Origin of the sequence: Paenibacillus sp. 3LSP, from assembly GCF_032465655.1 — a bacterium.
In the GTDB taxonomy this organism is placed as follows: Bacteria; Bacillota; Bacilli; order Paenibacillales; family Paenibacillaceae; genus Fontibacillus; species Fontibacillus barengoltzii.
In genome coordinates this window covers 1-16449 of sequence record NZ_JAWDJI010000186.1, presented here as the reverse complement: position 1 = coordinate 16449, position 16449 = coordinate 1, and the positions used below count along the sequence as shown (strand labels likewise).

At 52.4% G+C, this 16449-nt stretch carries 17 protein-coding genes; all 17 read left to right on the top strand.

Features of this window, described 5'->3' with window-relative positions; genetic code table 11:
* Positions 1-132: 132 nt before the first annotated feature.
* Complete coding sequence (accB, locus tag RW092_RS15870) at positions 133-630, top strand: acetyl-CoA carboxylase biotin carboxyl carrier protein (RefSeq protein WP_016311706.1); 498 nt, start codon at positions 133-135, stop codon at positions 628-630.
* A gap of 87 nt (positions 631-717) precedes the next feature.
* Positions 718-2061: an acetyl-CoA carboxylase biotin carboxylase subunit gene (gene accC, locus RW092_RS15865; protein WP_016311707.1), complete on the top strand. Its 1344-nt coding sequence runs from the start codon at positions 718-720 to the stop codon at positions 2059-2061.
* A gap of 112 nt (positions 2062-2173) precedes the next feature.
* Entirely contained in the window at positions 2174-2581 is a 408-nt protein-coding gene (locus tag RW092_RS15860) for an Asp23/Gls24 family envelope stress response protein (RefSeq protein ID WP_009225783.1), read from the top strand.
* A gap of 105 nt (positions 2582-2686) precedes the next feature.
* On the top strand, positions 2687-3226 hold the full coding sequence (gene amaP / locus RW092_RS15855; protein ID WP_028538378.1) for an alkaline shock response membrane anchor protein AmaP: 540 nt from the start codon (positions 2687-2689) through the stop codon (positions 3224-3226).
* 14 nt (positions 3227-3240) lie between these two features.
* Complete coding sequence (locus RW092_RS15850; protein WP_009225785.1) at positions 3241-3474, top strand: DUF2273 domain-containing protein; 234 nt, start codon at positions 3241-3243, stop codon at positions 3472-3474.
* A 276-nt stretch (positions 3475-3750) separates the two neighbouring features.
* Positions 3751-4200: a transcription antitermination factor NusB gene (gene nusB / locus RW092_RS15845; RefSeq protein ID WP_028538377.1), complete on the top strand. Its 450-nt coding sequence runs from the start codon at positions 3751-3753 to the stop codon at positions 4198-4200.
* A gap of 43 nt (positions 4201-4243) precedes the next feature.
* Complete coding sequence (gene folD, locus RW092_RS15840; protein ID WP_028538376.1) at positions 4244-5101, top strand: bifunctional methylenetetrahydrofolate dehydrogenase/methenyltetrahydrofolate cyclohydrolase FolD; 858 nt, start codon at positions 4244-4246, stop codon at positions 5099-5101.
* Between the two features lie 140 nt (positions 5102-5241).
* Positions 5242-6624 (top strand): exodeoxyribonuclease VII large subunit, encoded by a 1383-nt coding sequence (xseA, locus tag RW092_RS15835; protein ID WP_085169693.1) that lies wholly within the window; start codon positions 5242-5244, stop codon positions 6622-6624.
* Positions 6599-6883, top strand: a complete 285-nt coding sequence (gene xseB, locus RW092_RS15830) for an exodeoxyribonuclease VII small subunit (protein WP_085169692.1) — start codon at positions 6599-6601, stop codon at positions 6881-6883. Before xseA ends, xseB begins: the two co-directional genes overlap by 26 nt.
* 47 nt (positions 6884-6930) lie before the next feature.
* Complete coding sequence (locus RW092_RS15825; protein WP_316010662.1) at positions 6931-7806, top strand: polyprenyl synthetase family protein; 876 nt, start codon at positions 6931-6933, stop codon at positions 7804-7806.
* A 177-nt stretch (positions 7807-7983) separates the two neighbouring features.
* A complete protein-coding gene (gene dxs / locus RW092_RS15820; RefSeq protein ID WP_410055542.1) occupies positions 7984-9894 on the top strand; it encodes a 1-deoxy-D-xylulose-5-phosphate synthase in 1911 nt (636 codons plus the stop codon).
* Between the two features lie 12 nt (positions 9895-9906).
* Positions 9907-10770 (top strand): TlyA family RNA methyltransferase, encoded by an 864-nt coding sequence (locus tag RW092_RS15815; RefSeq protein ID WP_316010651.1) that lies wholly within the window; start codon positions 9907-9909, stop codon positions 10768-10770.
* Between the two features lie 156 nt (positions 10771-10926).
* Positions 10927-11406, top strand: a complete 480-nt coding sequence (locus tag RW092_RS15810) for a hypothetical protein (protein ID WP_085169690.1) — start codon at positions 10927-10929, stop codon at positions 11404-11406.
* Between the two features lie 57 nt (positions 11407-11463).
* Positions 11464-11913, top strand: a complete 450-nt coding sequence (gene ahrC / locus RW092_RS15805; RefSeq protein ID WP_016311717.1) for a transcriptional regulator AhrC/ArgR — start codon at positions 11464-11466, stop codon at positions 11911-11913.
* 30 nt (positions 11914-11943) lie between these two features.
* Positions 11944-13683, top strand: a complete 1740-nt coding sequence (gene recN / locus RW092_RS15800) for a DNA repair protein RecN (protein ID WP_316010650.1) — start codon at positions 11944-11946, stop codon at positions 13681-13683.
* 99 nt (positions 13684-13782) lie between these two features.
* Positions 13783-15114, top strand: a complete 1332-nt coding sequence (gene spoIVB / locus RW092_RS15795) for a SpoIVB peptidase (RefSeq protein ID WP_028538369.1) — start codon at positions 13783-13785, stop codon at positions 15112-15114.
* A 303-nt stretch (positions 15115-15417) separates the two neighbouring features.
* Complete coding sequence (gene spo0A / locus RW092_RS15790) at positions 15418-16221, top strand: sporulation transcription factor Spo0A (RefSeq protein ID WP_009225798.1); 804 nt, start codon at positions 15418-15420, stop codon at positions 16219-16221.
* The last annotated feature ends 228 nt before the right edge of the window (positions 16222-16449 follow it).

Here is a 16449-nt window from a genome sequence, read left to right as displayed (position 1 = left end):
AAGGGTCCGAGGCAACTTGGACTCTTTCCATTTTGATCGATTATGATATAATACATAAAGTTATGAGCCGAGAAGGCTTATGGTTGAAGGCCAAGGCTTTTCCTACAAAGCTGAAGGAGAGAGAGTGAAGATATGTTTAAGCTGAGTGAAATTAAAGAATTGATCGAGCTGCTGGACCAAACGTCCGTGCATGAACTAGAAATCGAAAATGAAGGCGCTCGCTTGTCCATTCGTAAGAACGGCGCGAGTGAAGTTGTTCACGTGCAGCCGCAAGTTGTTGCCGCTGTACCGCAAAATGTCCAAGCTGCCGCATCGGCTCCGGCTCCGCAAGAAACGGTATCGGCTCCTCAAGCGACAGACTCGGCTCCATCGGCTGCACCTGCTGCGAATTTACATACCATTGTTTCGCCGATGGTCGGGACGTTTTATCGTGCTTCGTCGCCGGAAGCTCAGCCTTATGTAAATATCGGCGACAAAGTCGGCGAGAAGACGACGGTCTGCATCATTGAAGCAATGAAGCTGATGAACGAGCTAGAGGCGGAAGTGAAAGGCGAAATCATCGACATCCTGGTGGAGAACGGGCAGATGGTCGAATACGGTCAGCCTCTCTTTTTGGTGAAGCCGGAGTAAACCAAGGATTACGCCCTTAACGCATCACGTATGTTGCAGCTTCAAGGGCCGTTACCCTAGCTTTCCAAAGGAGGATACGAGTATCTCATGAAATTTCATAAAATATTGATTGCCAACCGCGGCGAGATTGCTGTGCGGATCATTCGTGCTTGCCGTGAACTCGGGATATCTACCGTAGCGGTCTATTCCGAAGCGGACAAGGATTCGCTGCACGTCCGTTTGGCTGACGAAGCTTATTGCATCGGACCTACGCCGTCGAAGGACAGCTATTTGAATCTGACCAATTTGATGAGTGTAGCGACGTTAACGGAGTGCGACGCGATTCATCCCGGGTACGGGTTCCTGGCTGAAAATGCCGACTTCGCGGAGATCTGCGGCTCCTGCAATATTACGTTTATCGGCCCTTCCCCGGAAGCGATTACCCGCATGGGGGACAAGGCGATGGCGAAGCAAACGATGAGAGAGGCTAACGTGCCTGTTATTCCGGGCTCGGACGGATTGATTGAGGACCTCGAACAAGCCGTGATGATTGCTCGGGACATCGGATATCCGGTCATCATCAAAGCGACAGCTGGCGGCGGAGGCAAAGGGATTCGTATTGCCGAGGACGAGGAATCGCTGATTAAGCAAATTACAACAGCGCAGCAGGAAGCGCAAAAAGCTTTTGGGAATGCCGGCGTGTATCTCGAAAAATATTTGACCGGCATGAAGCATGTGGAGATCCAAATCATCGCCGACAAGCACGGCAATGCTGTATACTTGGGCGAACGCGATTGCTCGGTGCAACGTCGCCGCCAGAAGTTGTTAGAGGAAGCGCCATGCCCCGTGCTCTCGCCTGAGAAACGGCAAGAGATGGGAGAAGCGGCGGTTCGGGCTGCATTGGCGGTAAACTACTCCGGTGCGGGTACGCTGGAATTCCTTCTGGGTCCGGACGGACAGTTTTACTTCATGGAAATGAATACGCGGATTCAGGTTGAGCATCCGGTTACCGAGATGGTGACCGGCGTTGATTTGATTCAAGAGATGATTTCCGTGGCCGAAGGCAATCCGCTTTCCTTCACCCAAGAGGACATCAAGCTGAACGGTTGGTCGATCGAGTGCCGGATTAATGCGGAGGATCCGACTCGCAACTTTATGCCGTCTCCGGGGAAAATCGGCTTCTATTTGCCTCCGGGCGGTCCAGGGGTTCGCGTCGATAGTGGGGCTTATCCAGGGTACATGATCTCGCCTCATTATGATTCCATGATTGCGAAACTGATCGTTTGGGGACCTACACGGGAGGAAGCGATTGCGAAGATGAAACGGGCTTTGTCCGAATTCGCGATCGAAGGAATTCATACCACGATTCCTTTCCATCAGAAGCTGCTGGAGCATCCAACCTTTATTAAAGGTGACTTTGATATCAAATTTTTGGAAGAAAACGAGATATAGAAAGCCGCCTCGTGTTTGTCATAATGAACCCAAAATGATATAGTATGTATAATAAGTGCGCGGTATCTATCGATAGAGCAGCGTCATACTTATTGAGAGGTGGATGAATAGAATGAGCACATTGCCAACGGAATTCGAACGTACGGATATTGGTGAAATTCAAATTGCCCCTGAAGTCATCGAGGTGATTGCTGGACTAGCTACCGTCGAGGTCAAGGGGGTTGCCGGAATGAGCGGCGGATTTGCCGGCGGAATCGCCGAACTGTTGGGAAGAAAGAACCTTTCCAAGGGTGTGAAGGTGGAAGTCGGTCAACGTGAAGCTGCGGTGGACGTATCCGTTATCGTCGAATACGGCAACCGTCTCCCGGAAGTCGCCTCGGAAATCCAACGTAATGTGAAACGCTCCATCGAAAACATGACGGGACTGAATGTCGTTGAAGTGAACGTACATATTCACGACGTCATTTTCAAAGCAGCCGAACGTGTGGAAGAAGTGGAAGCGACCCATCGCGTGAAATAACGATTTGTCATGAACCCCTTGACCGCTTCCTTGGTCAGGGGTTTACTGTAATTTTCAGCTGGGACAAGCTGAAGCAACCCTCTTTTTAAGGAGGCAATACCTGTCGTGGCCAAAATTTTAGATCGAATTTTGATGTTTATTTACAGCTTGAGCATTGCCATCCTATCCGTATTTGTCATTCTTGTGCTCACGGACGCTGTTCCTATGGAGCTGAAAGTTCTGGAGCAACAACCGATCTATATCGGTACCTGGGTAGCGGCAATCCTGCTGCTCTTGATCAGCATTCGGGTATTTTACATATCCATCAGCAGAGATCGCAGTGCGGCGACCTCGATTGACCAACGCAACGAATACGGTGATATCCAGATCTCGGTGGACACCATTGAGAACTTAGCGTATAAAGCCGCTTCCCGCGTGCGCGGCATCAAGGAAGTGAAGACGCGGATTCGGATCACGGAGTCCGGCCTTGAAATCGTCGTGCGTGCGTTGGTGGACGGGGAGACATCGATCCCTGCGTTGACGGAAGAAGTTCAGAAGCAAGTCCATGACCGTGTCGAGGAAATTACCGGGATTCCTGTCTCCTACGTATCGGTGTACATTGCCAATCTGGTCCATTCCCCGGTTCTCAAAGGCCGGGTTGAATAGGGGTGAGCAGCGGGGTGTTCTGGAAACAATTGTGGGAGAGTCACAAAGGACGCCTGCTCGGGATAGCGGCGGCCGTGTTTTTATGCCCGATCTATCTGTTTTTCGGATTCTGGAATATGTTGTTCTGCGCCTTGCTGCTATTTATCGGGTATACGATTGGTAAGCAGAAGGACTTGGAGGGAGGCCCGCTCCTACCTTGGGGCACGATTTGGGAATGGCTGTCTACGCGTTGGCGTCCCTTTAAATGAGATTTTTGAATTTTGAATTCCTCATTACCGCTTCCTGTGATATGCTTACTCCGGAAAAGAGCTAGGAACGTGTTCTTGCCCCTTTTGTGGAGTAAGCCTATTACGGGTCTTTTTTTGTGTTAAAGCGAGTCGAGAAATGTGAAATGTCCGGTGATGTTTAAGCCGGTTTTGGTCTATGCTTATGGGTAAGTACTGAGGGATAGGAAATGAAGCATAGCAACTTAAAAGTAAGCCATGATGGAAGAGTAAGCGTAGAAATTGGTTAGGAGGAAACAGATGAAACGGCGTTTGGCGAGAGAGATTGCGGTGCAGAGCATGTACCAGATGGAAATGAATGAGGTGGACGCAAACGAAGCGGTGACGATGCTGCTGACGGAAGCGATGGAAGAGAACGAAGGTGAAGTCGAGCTGTCGGATGTGGATGCGACACGAGCTTTCGTCCTAGAGCTGGTCAATGGCACTTGGAGCCGGAAGGATGCGATCGATGGCTTGCTGGAAGATTATTTGAAGGGATGGCAGATCAGCCGTTTGTCCAAGGTGGACCGGCAGGTGTTGCGTCTGGCAACCTATGAAATGATCTTCCGCGATGACGTGCCGGGGAAAGTCGCTGTAAATGAAGCGATCGAGCTGGCCAAGCATTTTGGATCCCCGGAATCCGGCAAGTTCGTCAACGGCGTACTGGGGAAGATGATTCAAGACATCGATCAGCTGAAGAGCAAACGATAATTTTTTCATCCAATATTATTTTATAGAAGAGGAGAGGACGAGCATGACAGCACCAATTATTAACGGTAAACAAATTTCGGAGGATATCCGCAAGGATTTGCGCGCAGAGGTAGAACAGCTGGTGAAACAAGGCTTTACGCCAGGACTGGCCGTCGTGCTCGTCGGGGAAGATCCGGCTTCGCAGGTGTATGTGCGGAATAAGGAGAAAGCCTGCCATGAGTTGGGCTACTATTCGGAGGTTCACCGTCTGCCAGCCGATACGTCGCAAGCGGACTTGCTCGCTTTGGTGGACAAGCTGAACCATCAGGCGAATATCCATGGGATTCTGGTACAGCTGCCGCTGCCTAAGCATATTGATGAGAAAGCCGTTATCGATGCCATCTCGCCGGAAAAAGACGTTGATGGATTCCATCCGATTAATGTTGGGAACTTGATGATCGGCGACGACAGCCTCTTGCCTTGCACACCGGCAGGGGTGATTGAGCTGATCAAACGCACCGGCGTGGAGATCGCCGGGAAGCATGCGGTTGTTATTGGCCGCAGCAACATCGTCGGCAAGCCGGTTTCCCTGCTCCTGCAACGGGAGAACGCCACGGTCACGATGTGCCATTCGCGCACGGCGAACATGAAAGAGTTGACTCGCCTCGCGGACATTCTTGTCGTTGCGATCGGACGCGCCAACTTCGTAGACGCCTCCTATGTGAAGCCGGGTGCAGTCGTGATTGACGTAGGGATGAATCGTCTGGATAACGGCAAGCTGGCTGGGGACGTTGACTTTGAGAGCGTAAAAGAGATCTCTGGACCCATCACACCGGTACCTGGCGGCGTTGGCCCGATGACGATTACGATGTTGATGCAAAATACGCTGATTGCAGCGAAACGCCTGCAAGGGCTGGCTTAAGCGGAGGTGCCAAGTAATGGCTGGCCGGTGTGTGTCGTTGGACCGTACGGCTTTAAGTTCCCTTGTTTTCATCAGCAGCGACTACGAGAAGTGAATTAGGGCATGATTTTCCCTTAGTTCTCGGAAAGGAGGCGGCACCTTTGGATCAGCAACGGATTTTAACGGTTAAGGAGTTAAACCGCTACATCCGCATGAAGCTGGAATCGGATCAGGTGCTCACCGACGTCTGGATTCGCGGTGAAATCTCCAATTTCACGCATCATTCCAGCGGGCATATGTATTTCACGCTGAAGGATGCGGACAGCCGAATCAAGAGCATTATGTTCGCATCGTACAACCAGCGGTTGCCGTTCCGACCCAAGGAAGGGACGCGCGTGATTGCACGCGGCAATGTTTCCGTCTACGAGCGGGACGGGCAGTATCAATTTTACGTGACGCATATGCAACCGGACGGCGTAGGCAGCCTGTATCTCGCCTTCGAACAGCTGAAGCAGAAGCTCGATGCAGAGGGCTTGTTCGCGCCGGGACGCAAACGGCCATTGCCGCGGTTCCCGAAGACGATTGGCGTGGTCACCTCGCCGACCGGGGCAGCGGTCCGCGACATCTTAACGACGCTGGGGCGGCGGTACCCGCAGGCCGCGGTGATCCTGTACCCTGTGCTTGTCCAAGGCAAAGGGGCAGCGCCGTCGATCGTGAAAGCGATTCGCACGCTGAACGCAATGGGCGAGGCCGACGTGCTTATCGTCGGCCGCGGCGGCGGCTCGCTCGAGGAGCTGTGGGCGTTCAACGAGGAGCAGGTCGCGCGGGCGATCTATGAATCGGCGATTCCCGTCATCTCGGCCGTAGGCCACGAGACAGACTTCACGATCGCCGATTTCGTCGCCGACCTGCGAGCTGCCACGCCCACCGCGGCCGCCGAGCTGGCCGTGCCGCACACGGCCGAGCTGCGCGCGCACTTGCGCCAGCGAGAACAGGTGCTGCAGCAGAGCTTGCAGCACCGCTTGCAGCAGGCGCGCGAACGGCTGCGCCGGCTGCAGCGCTCGCCGGCGCTGACGCAGCCGCGGCGCAGCCTGCTCCAGCACGCGGAGCGGCTGGACCGGCTGTCCTCGCGGCTGACGGGGCACATGCAGACGCGCCTGCAGCTCGCCGGCGCGGCACAAGACCGCCTGCACCAGCGTCTGCTGCGCTTCCATCCACGGGATGCGCTGCAGTTCGCGGGACGCCGGAGGCGGGAGGCGGATCGCCTGCTGCGGCAAGCGATGCAGGGCATCCTGCGAGAGAAGTCCAGTCAGCTGGCATCGGGCATTCGCCATCTGGATGCACTGAGCCCGCTGAAAGTCATGGCGCGGGGCTACAGCCTCGTCTACGATGAACGCGGGGATCGGTTGATCAAGTCGTTATCGGACGTTGAACTGGGTGACCGGATCACGGTGAAGGTGACGGACGGAGAACTAGATTGTCAAGTTTGGGGCATGAGACCGGAAGGAGCGGGAGAAGATGAAGGAACAGGAAGCCAAGCTTAATGCAGCAGACGCGCAGCAAGCTGAACTTAATTTCGAAGATGCGATGAACCAGCTGGAGGATATCGTGTCTCAGCTGGAGCGCGGAGATGTGCCGTTGGAGAAAGCGATTGACCTGTTTCAGCAGGGCATGCGGCTCTCGCAAATCTGCGGTCAAAAGCTGGCACAAGTGGAACGAAAGATCGAAATGATCGTAGAAGAAGACGGGGCGGTGGAGAAGCAGCCGTTTCAGCCGCCGCTAAGTGATAGTTCGGACTTCTGAAGAGAGCGGTGATCTTGTTGCAGCAGCATTTATCGATAGAGGCATATATGAAGGAGATTGCTGAAGCCGTGTCCACGCGCTTGTCCTCCAGCCTTCCGGCGGTATGGAACGTGCCGGAAACGCTAAGTCAGGCGATGGATTATTCGCTGATGGCGGGTGGGAAACGGCTTCGGCCGCTGCTCGTCGTGGCTGCGGCGGAGGCGCTCGGCGGCAGCCGAGATGCGGCAATGCCCGTCGCCTGCGCCGTGGAAATGGTACATACGTACTCGCTGATCCATGACGATCTCCCGGCCTTGGACAATGATGACTTTCGTCGCGGAAAACCGACGAACCACAAAGTGTTTGGGGAAGCGATGGCCATTTTGGCCGGGGATGGGCTGTTAACGCATGCTTTTTACAGCGTGGTTCAAGCGAGCCGCCAGCAAGGGGTGTCGGCGGAGTCGGCGCTGGCGATCGTGGAGGAATTGTCGCGATTTGCCGGGCCGGGCGGCATGGTGGGCGGCCAAGTGGCCGACATGCAAGGCGAGCAGGGAGTGACCGATCTCGAACAGCTGCGCTACATCCATGAGCACAAAACCGGAGATCTGATCGTATTTTCAGTCAGAGCGGGCGGACATATCGCTTCGGGAAACACGGAGCAGCTTGAGGCATTGGAACGGTATGGCCGGGCGCTGGGGCATGCGTTTCAAATTCAGGACGACATCCTGGATCTGATTGGGGACGAAAGCAAACTCGGCAAAAAAACGCAAAGCGATGTCATCCAACAGAAGGTGACTTACCCTTACTTTATCGGCATCGAGGCTTCCCAAGCGGAAGTTGAACGGCTGACGAGTGAGGCGAAGCAGGCGTTACAAGACGGAGCGATTCCGCATCCGCAGCGGCTGCTGGAGATTGCGGATCTGTTGCTTCGCCGGGATCATTAACGTATTTGTCTCATCGAGGTGTTGGTCGAAATCAGGGAAAAATGACTTACGTATCTGCCGTAAGTGATTTCGACATCGCGATGACATATGGTATAATGAAGGCTATTATCAACAAGTGTAAGAAAAGGCCGGACTTGGATGTCGGCTTTTGGAACCATACATTTAGGAAAGCGGGGAATGGCTGTGCTGCTTTCGCAAATACATGAGCCTGCCGATCTGAAAAACTTGTCCCTGGAGCAATTGACGCCGCTCGCTGAGGAGATCCGTCAGTTCTTGATTGAGAAGCTGTCGGTCACCGGCGGGCATTTGGCATCGAATTTGGGCGTGGTGGAACTGACGATCGCCCTGCATTATTGCTACAACAGTCCGCAGGATAAACTCATCTTTGACGTAGGACACCAAGCCTATGTACATAAAATCTTAACCGGGCGGAAGGACCAGTTCGACACGCTTCGTAAACATCGGGGATTATGCGGATTCGTCAAACGAAGCGAGAGCGTGCATGACGTGTGGGAAGCAGGGCACAGCAGCACCTCCCTCTCCGCGGCCATGGGGATGGCGCTGGCCCGGGACATGAAGGGCGAATCGAACCGCGTAATTGCGATCATTGGGGACGGTGCGTTAACCGGCGGGATGGCATTTGAAGCGCTGAATCATATCGGCCATGAGAAGAAAGATTTGATGGTGGTTTTGAACGACAATGAAATGTCGATCGCGCCAAACGTTGGAGCCTTGCATAATTACTTGACCAAAATTCGTTCGGACCGCAATTACCTGCGGGCCAAAGACGAAGTGGAACAGCTGCTGAAGAAAATCCCGGCCATCGGCGGCAAAGTTGCCAAAACTGTGGAGCGGGTGAAGGACAGCCTGAAGTATTTGATGGTATCCGGCGTCTTATTTGAAGAGCTCGGATTCAAGTACCTGGGACCAGTCGATGGCCATGACTTGCCGGGTCTTATTGATGCCTTCAAGCAGGCGAATAACGTCAGCGGACCAGTGTTGGTGCATGTGCTGACGACCAAGGGCAAAGGTTATACTCCGGCAGAACAGGATTCGCATAAATGGCATGGTATCACGCCGTACAAAATTGAATCCGGCCAATTGTTAAAGGCTGTTGGGAACCCGATGTATACGGAGGTGTTCGGACAGACCTTGATTGAGCTGGCTGAACAGGATGAACGGATCGTGGCCGTCACTCCAGCGATGCCAGGCGGTTCCGGATTGGTGAAATTCGGTGAACGTTTTCCGGGCCGCATGATTGACGTGGGGATCGCTGAGCAGCATGCCGCGACGATGTGCGCTGCCATGGCGATGGAAGGTTTGAAGCCGGTTTATGCGGTATATTCCACGTTCATGCAGCGGGCTTACGACCAGATCGTGCATGATATTTGCCGTCAGAACGCCAACGTCATGTTCGCGATCGACCGGGCTGGATTCGTAGGAGCGGACGGGGAAACCCACCAAGGGGTTTACGATATCGCCTTTATGCGTCATATTCCGAATATCGTTCTCATGATGCCGAAGGATGAAAATGAATTGCGCCACATGATGAAGACGGCGCTGGAATATAACGACGGGCCGATTGCATACCGCTATCCGCGGATTAATGTCCCTGGGGTTCCGCTGGACAAAGAGCTGGTGCCGATTCCGATCGGAACATGGGAACTGCTGCGGGAAGGCGACAACCTGACGATCGTTGCAGTTGGCCCGATGGTACAGGTTGCCGAGGAAGTGGCGGAAAGACTCAAGCGGGAAGGCGTGTCTGCTGCCGTGGTGAACGCCAGATTCTTAAAGCCGCTTGACGGAGAAATGCTGGTTCAACTGGCGCAAAGCAGTGGAACGATGATCGTGCTGGAGGAAGCGTCGCAAGCGGGAAGCCTGGGGAGTGCGATCCTGGAATTCTATGCGGAGCAAGGAATTACGGGCCTGGACATCCGATTGATGGGAGTACCCGACCGGTTCATCGAGCACGGCAGCATCAAGGAGCAATTGGAAGAAGTCGGCTTGACGGCTGAGAACGTTGTTCGTGAGGTGCACAAGCTGCGGAGCGAACAACATTTGACGCTCGGCAAGAAAGTAAATTATTGACGGGAGATTGGCATGTCGGTTTCCAAGGAACGCGTAGACGTCCTGCTCGTGGAGCAGGGGTATTTTGACAGCAGAGAAAAAGCGAAAGCGGCGATCATGGCCGGACTGGTGTTTGGCGGACAAGAGCGGATCGAGAAGGCGGGGACGAAGATTCCTCGGGACACGGTGTTGTCCGTCAAGGGTGCGATTCACCCCTATGTCAGCCGGGGCGGACTTAAGCTGGAAAAAGCAATTAAGCAGTTTAACCTGGATCTGACCGGTCGAACGATGCTGGATATTGGATCGTCAACCGGCGGATTTACGGATTGCGCTTTACAGCACGGCGCGGAGTATGTGTACGCGATTGACGTGGGATACAATCAGCTCGATTGGTCGCTGCGCAACGATCCGCGGGTGAACGTCAAGGAACGCACCAACTTCCGTTATATGACCCCGCAGGATTTAGACGGTCCTACGCCGGATTTTGCCAGTATCGACGTTTCCTTTATTTCGCTAAAGATCATTTTGCCGCCGCTCCTTGCGTTATTGAAACGGCCGGCGGACATCGCTGCGCTCATCAAACCGCAGTTTGAGGCGGGGCGTGAGAAGGTTGGCAAATCGGGGGTCGTCCGTGATCCCAAGGTACATCAGGAAGTGTTAGAGACGGTGCTGAGCTTTGCGGTGGAGCAAGGCTACGAAGTGGCCGGATTAACTTTTTCTCCTATTACCGGCGGGGAAGGGAACATCGAATTTTTAGCTCATCTCAGATTGGAAGAGGAAGCTGCGGCTGGTGCGGCAGGGGAGCTAGATGTGGATCGGATTACCCGGATCCGCGAGCTGGCGGCCAGCGTGGTTCATGAAGCATCAAACACTTTTACAGGAGGCCCATCCAAGTGATGGGTCTTTTTTCATTGGAGCATCTTGCAAATCGAACGCTTGTTCCCTATAATGGAATCAAAACCGTGATGTTGTCCACATTCCCTTCTAAATTTTGTGCTTCTCAAGACAGGAGCTCATCGCAGAAGCGTCGAAATAAGGGATGAGGTGATATCGGTGGGAGCTTATTCGGACGGTCTTCTGATGATCGTGATCGCGGGAATCGGCGCGTATTTGCTATACCGCGGTTTTCGTTCCTGGGTCCGCAAGCCGTTTACTTTACGATCCGGCATCGGATTTGAGATGAATGAGGAGATTATAGAGCACCCTGCGGTGGACATGCTGGAAGAAGCAGGGTATGAAGTCGTCAGCGATAAACTGAAAGTTCCGCTCACCTTCCGTGTGGACGGAGAACTTCTGCACAGCCGTCTTTTTATTGACTATATTGCAGTCAAGAATGGGGAATTCTATCTAGTTAGAACTGCGCGAGAGCGCCGCCCGGTGGAATGGACGGGCAGCGGTTTGCGCCGGGACCTGTTGCCGTTCCTGCTGTTATATCCGGAGTGTGCCGGCGTGTTGTACGTGGATCCGGAGCAAGGAGAGCTGAAGGTCATATCCCTAACGACGGACGATAACGAAGAAGATGAATCCGCCTAAACCGATAAATACTGATTTCAGACTAAATACGATCTTGCAGGGGTAATGGAGGGCACAATGAAAGGGCATAGACATATCAAGATAAGGGAAATTATTTCGGCCAGGGAAATCGAGACTCAAGATGAGTTGGTAGAAGCATTACGCGAGGCGGGATATCAGGTCACTCAGGCGACGGTCTCCCGCGACATTAAGGAATTAATGCTGATTAAGGTGCCAACAGACGACGGAAGATACAAGTATTCCATGCCGACGGCTCAACGTTATAATCCGGTGCAGAAGCTGCAGCGAGCGCTGGTCGACAGCTTCGTGCATATCGACTATACCGGCAATTTGGTTGTGATGAAGTGTCTTCCGGGGACTGCGAATGCGGTAGCCGTGCTGCTGGACAATATGGAATGGCCGGATCTGCTTGGCACGATTTGCGGTGATGACACCATCTTGCTGATCTGTCGCAACGAGGACTATAGCCGGTATTTGATTGATCAGATCATGGGATACATATCTTAATTGATTTGGGAGTAGGGGAGGAGTGCCCGGATGTTGGTTCATTTATCCATTCGTAATCTGGCAGTGGTTGAAGCGGTTGATGTATCATTTGGTTCCGGTTTTCATGTCCTGACAGGGGAGACGGGAGCGGGCAAATCGATCATCATTGATGCCCTGGGCCTAATTGCCGGCGGCAGGGGATCAGCCGATTTAATCCGTTATGGTTGTGATAAAGCCGAGATGGAGGCTTCCTTCGATCTGCCGGCAGATCATCCGGTTTGGACAACCCTGGAAGGGTTTGGCATCGCGGGCGACCCCGGAGAGCTTCTAATAATTCGCCGGGAAATCAGCGTTCAAGGCAAGAGCTCAGCCCGCATTAACGGGCAGCTGGTGAACTTATCGATGCTGCGCGAGGTTGGAGAGAAGCTGATCAACCTGCATGGCCAACATGAACACCAAACCCTGCTTCGACCGGAACGTCATTTAGAATTGCTGGACGCCTACGGGGCCGAAGCGATTGATCCGGTGAAAGCGGCTTATCAAGCGACCTACGCCGAGTTCGTACGGATTGACAAGGAATATCATGAGCTGCGTAATACCAGTCAACAGGCGTTGCAAATGCTTGATTTATACCGTTTTCAGCTGAGTGAAATTTCTGCAGCCGAGTTAAAACCGGGGGAAGATGAATTACTCGCGGAGGAAAAGGTCAAGCTATCCCATAGCGAGAAAATGATGGAGTCCATTTCGAAAGCCTATGATTTGCTGTACGGTCCTCAGGGACTGGACGCGATTGCGAAGGCTGTCTCGAAGCTAAGTGAAGTATCGGCTTACGACAGCAAGGGAATATCTCCGCTCCTGGAGCAGCTTCAATCCGCGTATTATCAATTGGAGGATGCGTCCTTCAGCCTGCGGAATTATCGTGAACGGATCGAGTTTAATCCGGAACGGTTGGAAGAAGTCGAAGAACGTCTGGATCTGATCTCTACGCTGCGCCGTAAATACGGTGATGATATTCAAGGGATCCTTGCGTATTATGAGAAGATTCACCAAGAAGTGGATGCCTTGGAGAATAAGGATGAACGCCTGGAGCAGCTCCAGGTGCAACGGGAGAAATTAACCGAGCGGCTGATGAAGCAGGCTTTCGAGCTAAGTGCAGTACGGCAGCAGAAGGCCGTTGAACTCGCGGCCCAGATCGAGGCGGAGCTTAAAGACCTGCAAATGGGTCGGACCTCTCTGGAAGTGAAGTTAAGCCTCATGGAGGATGCCAACGGATTGGAATGGGAAGGAAAGAAGATCCGTCCTGGCAAACACGGTATCGACAATGCTGAATTCCTCATTTCGCCAAATCCCGGAGAGCCGCTCCGACCGCTTAGCAAGATTGCATCCGGCGGTGAGCTGTCCCGCATGATGCTGGCGCTTAAGAGCATCTTTGCCCGGCATGAACAGGTTCCTGTACTCATTTTTGACGAAGTGGATACGGGTGTCAGCGGACGGGCCGCTCAGTCGATTGCCGACAAACTGTCGCGATTGTCTGGATTGTGCCAAGTTTTCGCCATCACACATTTGCCGCAGGTGGCTTGCATGGCGGATCGGCAGTACCTCATCGAGAAAGTCGTTGAAGACGGCCGCACCATGACACGCGTTGCTTCCTTAGATGAAGCCGGACGAGTGAATGAACTGGCCCGCATGCTCGGCGGGGTAGAAATCACGGAAAAGACCCAGCATCATGCCCAAGAAATGCTGAAGCTGGCACAGGCACAAAAGGATGTTTTATTAAGTCTGGCACAATGATTGACAGTAATAAAACACCTGACCCGGGGTATCTTATAGGTACGCAATTGGCGACCACCGTTTCGTCAAGCGAAAGAAGCTAAGGGAGCGTGACAGCCATTGAACCCGAACCTCAGGAATCGAATGCTCGGTCTTTTTCTTGCCTTCTTCTTTTGTTTTCTCGGCACGTCTGCCGCTGAAGGGCGGCTTCCTGTACTGCCGGACGAGTTACGCCTGTTTCAGGGTCAGGGAACACAAATTTCATTTGCTTTACCCGTGCAGGCCGAAGTCAGCGTAGATCGGCCTGATGTAGTGATGGTCAACGGGCAAGCGAACCCATCCATGAAAGTATCGTTAGGACATCCGCTCAAGCTTTCGTCGCTTCGGAGTGGAGAAGCCAACCTCCGCATGAAATTATTCGGTCAAATTCCTCTAAAGACCGTCAAGGTCAATGTCATCCCGGACCTTAAAGTGATTCCCGGCGGACAAACCATCGGTGTCAAGGTGAAATCCGCCGGGATCTTAGTGGTCGGGCATCATCAAGTTGTAACGGATACCGGCAAAGTTTCACCCGGCGAAGCGGCCGGAATCCAAGCCGGTGATCTGATCACCCACATTAACGGAATGAAGCTCCACGATGTTCGTGAAGTGGCGGAAATTGCCGCTGAAGCTGGCAAACATCAACGACCTCTAAAGATCACCTATATGCGGAACGATAAGGAGCTCACCACGTCCTTAAATCCAGCATATGATCAGCAGGATCGGGCCTGGAGACTTGGCTTGTATATCCGGGATTCGGCTGCAGGGGTCGGCACCTTGACGTTTTATGCCCCGGATCACGGCGTCTATGGGGCCCTCGGTCACATTATTACCGATATGAATACCCAAACGCCGATCGTCGTCGGCAGCGGGCAAATTCTGCAATCCAGCGTCACATCCATCTCCAAGAGCGAAAGCGGTGAACCCGGGGAGAAGCGGGCTCACTTTCTCAAAGAAGGTAAGACCCTAGGCAATATCGAACGCAATACGAATTTTGGGATCTTCGGGAAGATGTCGCAAAATCCAGAGCATAGCCTTTATGAGAAACCGATTCCCGTCGCTTTTTCAGAAGAAGTGAAGGAAGGACCGGCTGAAATTCTGACCGTCGTTGAAGGTCAACGCGTAGAGCGGTTTAAAGTCGAAATCGTCCATGTTTCCAAACAGAGTGCACCGGAAACGAAAGGATTAGTTATTCGCATTACCGACCCGCGTCTCGTGGAGAAGACCGGTGGTATCGTTCAAGGCATGAGCGGTAGTCCAATTCTTCAGAACGGCAAGCTCATCGGTGCTGTGACTCATGTGTTCGTCAACGACCCGAAATCAGGATATGGTTGCTTTATCGAATGGATGCTGCAGGATGCCGGTATTTTACAAAGCACGAAAGACTCGATGCAAAATCTTAAGGCGAGCTAAACGCTGCCTTAAGATTTTTTTAGATATCAGAAAGTATAAACTTCAGGGGATTGGCATCCAAGAAGGGAATTTCCTTAAGCATAGGTCGACAAACACAGCTTTCAATCTGTATGCAAATGTCGAATGTATCCGAATTAGATCGCTTTCTGTAAATAAATAATTTATTATATATCAATCATGCAAAAAAATAAATAAAAATAATTTTCGACAGAAGGAATTTACTTTTGCATGTCGAATCCTTATTCTGGTAAGAAGAGAAGCAATGAATAAACCTATCCAATTACCTGAAGGAGGAAGTAGGCAGTGCAGAAAATCGAAGTGTTGTTGGCAGATGATAATCGTGAATTTACGAATTTGCTCGCGGAATACATTTCGGAGCAAGACGATATGGTCGTCTCGGGAATCGCCTATAACGGGGAAGAAGTACTGGAGATGATCGATCAAGCAGCAAGAGTTCCCGATGTCTTGATCCTTGACATTATTATGCCTCATCTGGACGGACTCGGTGTGCTTGAGCGCATTCGCGACCTGAACCTGACCCCTCAGCCTAAAATCATCATGCTGACCGCCTTTGGTCAAGAGAACATCACGCAGCGTGCCGTTCAGCTTGGAGCTTCTTACTACATCTTGAAACCATTTGACATGGAAGTGTTGGCGAATCGGATTCGTCAGCTCGTGGGTGTCCAAACCTTGAGCAACAGCGCACCTTCTACTTCGTTTGCCAAATCGAATGTGGTGCCTTTGGGCAAAGGGAAGAACCTCGATGCGAACATCACATCGATCATACATGAAATCGGAGTTCCGGCGCATATTAAAGGGTATCAATATCTGCGCGAAGCGATCACAATGGTGTATAACAACATCGAAATTTTAGGCGCTATTACGAAAACGCTGTATCCAGCAATCGCGGAGAAATTTAAAACGACGCCATCCCGCGTAGAGCGTGCAATTCGTCATGCGATTGAAGTCGCTTGGACCCGTGGCAATATCGACTCCATCAGCCATCTTTTTGGTTATACGATTAATATCTCCAAATCCAAGCCGACCAATAGTGAGTTCATCGCCATGGTAGCGGATAAGCTGCGGATCGAGCATAAGGTGTCTTGAAAGTCTGAGGACACGAATAGTGATAACGACGGGAGAACATAAGCCGTTGGTCGTTCACTTATGCAGCGATCCAGAAAGGTTCAATGAAAGGCGGTCCCTCTCGGTGTATACCGGGATGCGGCCGTTTTTTATTTTGCCTAAGACGAAAATCCGCACGATAGTGTAAAATCTCTGTGGGTGTAGGAATTGGAAAAAGCGGATATAGAAAAAGAGCTTCTCCCTTGGTAA

What these genes read in the sequence shown, in the direction of transcription:
- accB (WP_016311706.1), top strand. Translation starts at nt 133, where the DNA reads ATGTTTAAGCTGAGTGAAATTAAAGAATTGATCGAGCTGCTGGACCAA.
- accC (WP_016311707.1), top strand. Translation starts at nt 718, where the DNA reads ATGAAATTTCATAAAATATTGATTGCCAACCGCGGCGAGATTGCTGTG.
- RW092_RS15860 (WP_009225783.1), top strand. Translation starts at nt 2,174, where the DNA reads ATGAGCACATTGCCAACGGAATTCGAACGTACGGATATTGGTGAAATT.
- nusB (WP_028538377.1), top strand. Translation starts at nt 3,751, where the DNA reads ATGAAACGGCGTTTGGCGAGAGAGATTGCGGTGCAGAGCATGTACCAG.
- folD (WP_028538376.1), top strand. Translation starts at nt 4,244, where the DNA reads ATGACAGCACCAATTATTAACGGTAAACAAATTTCGGAGGATATCCGC.
- xseB (WP_085169692.1), top strand. Translation starts at nt 6,599, where the DNA reads ATGAAGGAACAGGAAGCCAAGCTTAATGCAGCAGACGCGCAGCAAGCT.
- RW092_RS15825 (WP_316010662.1), top strand. Translation starts at nt 6,931, where the DNA reads ATGAAGGAGATTGCTGAAGCCGTGTCCACGCGCTTGTCCTCCAGCCTT.
- dxs (WP_410055542.1), top strand. Translation starts at nt 7,984, where the DNA reads ATGGCTGTGCTGCTTTCGCAAATACATGAGCCTGCCGATCTGAAAAAC.
- RW092_RS15815 (WP_316010651.1), top strand. Translation starts at nt 9,907, where the DNA reads ATGTCGGTTTCCAAGGAACGCGTAGACGTCCTGCTCGTGGAGCAGGGG.
- ahrC (WP_016311717.1), top strand. Translation starts at nt 11,464, where the DNA reads ATGAAAGGGCATAGACATATCAAGATAAGGGAAATTATTTCGGCCAGG.
- recN (WP_316010650.1), top strand. Translation starts at nt 11,944, where the DNA reads ATGTTGGTTCATTTATCCATTCGTAATCTGGCAGTGGTTGAAGCGGTT.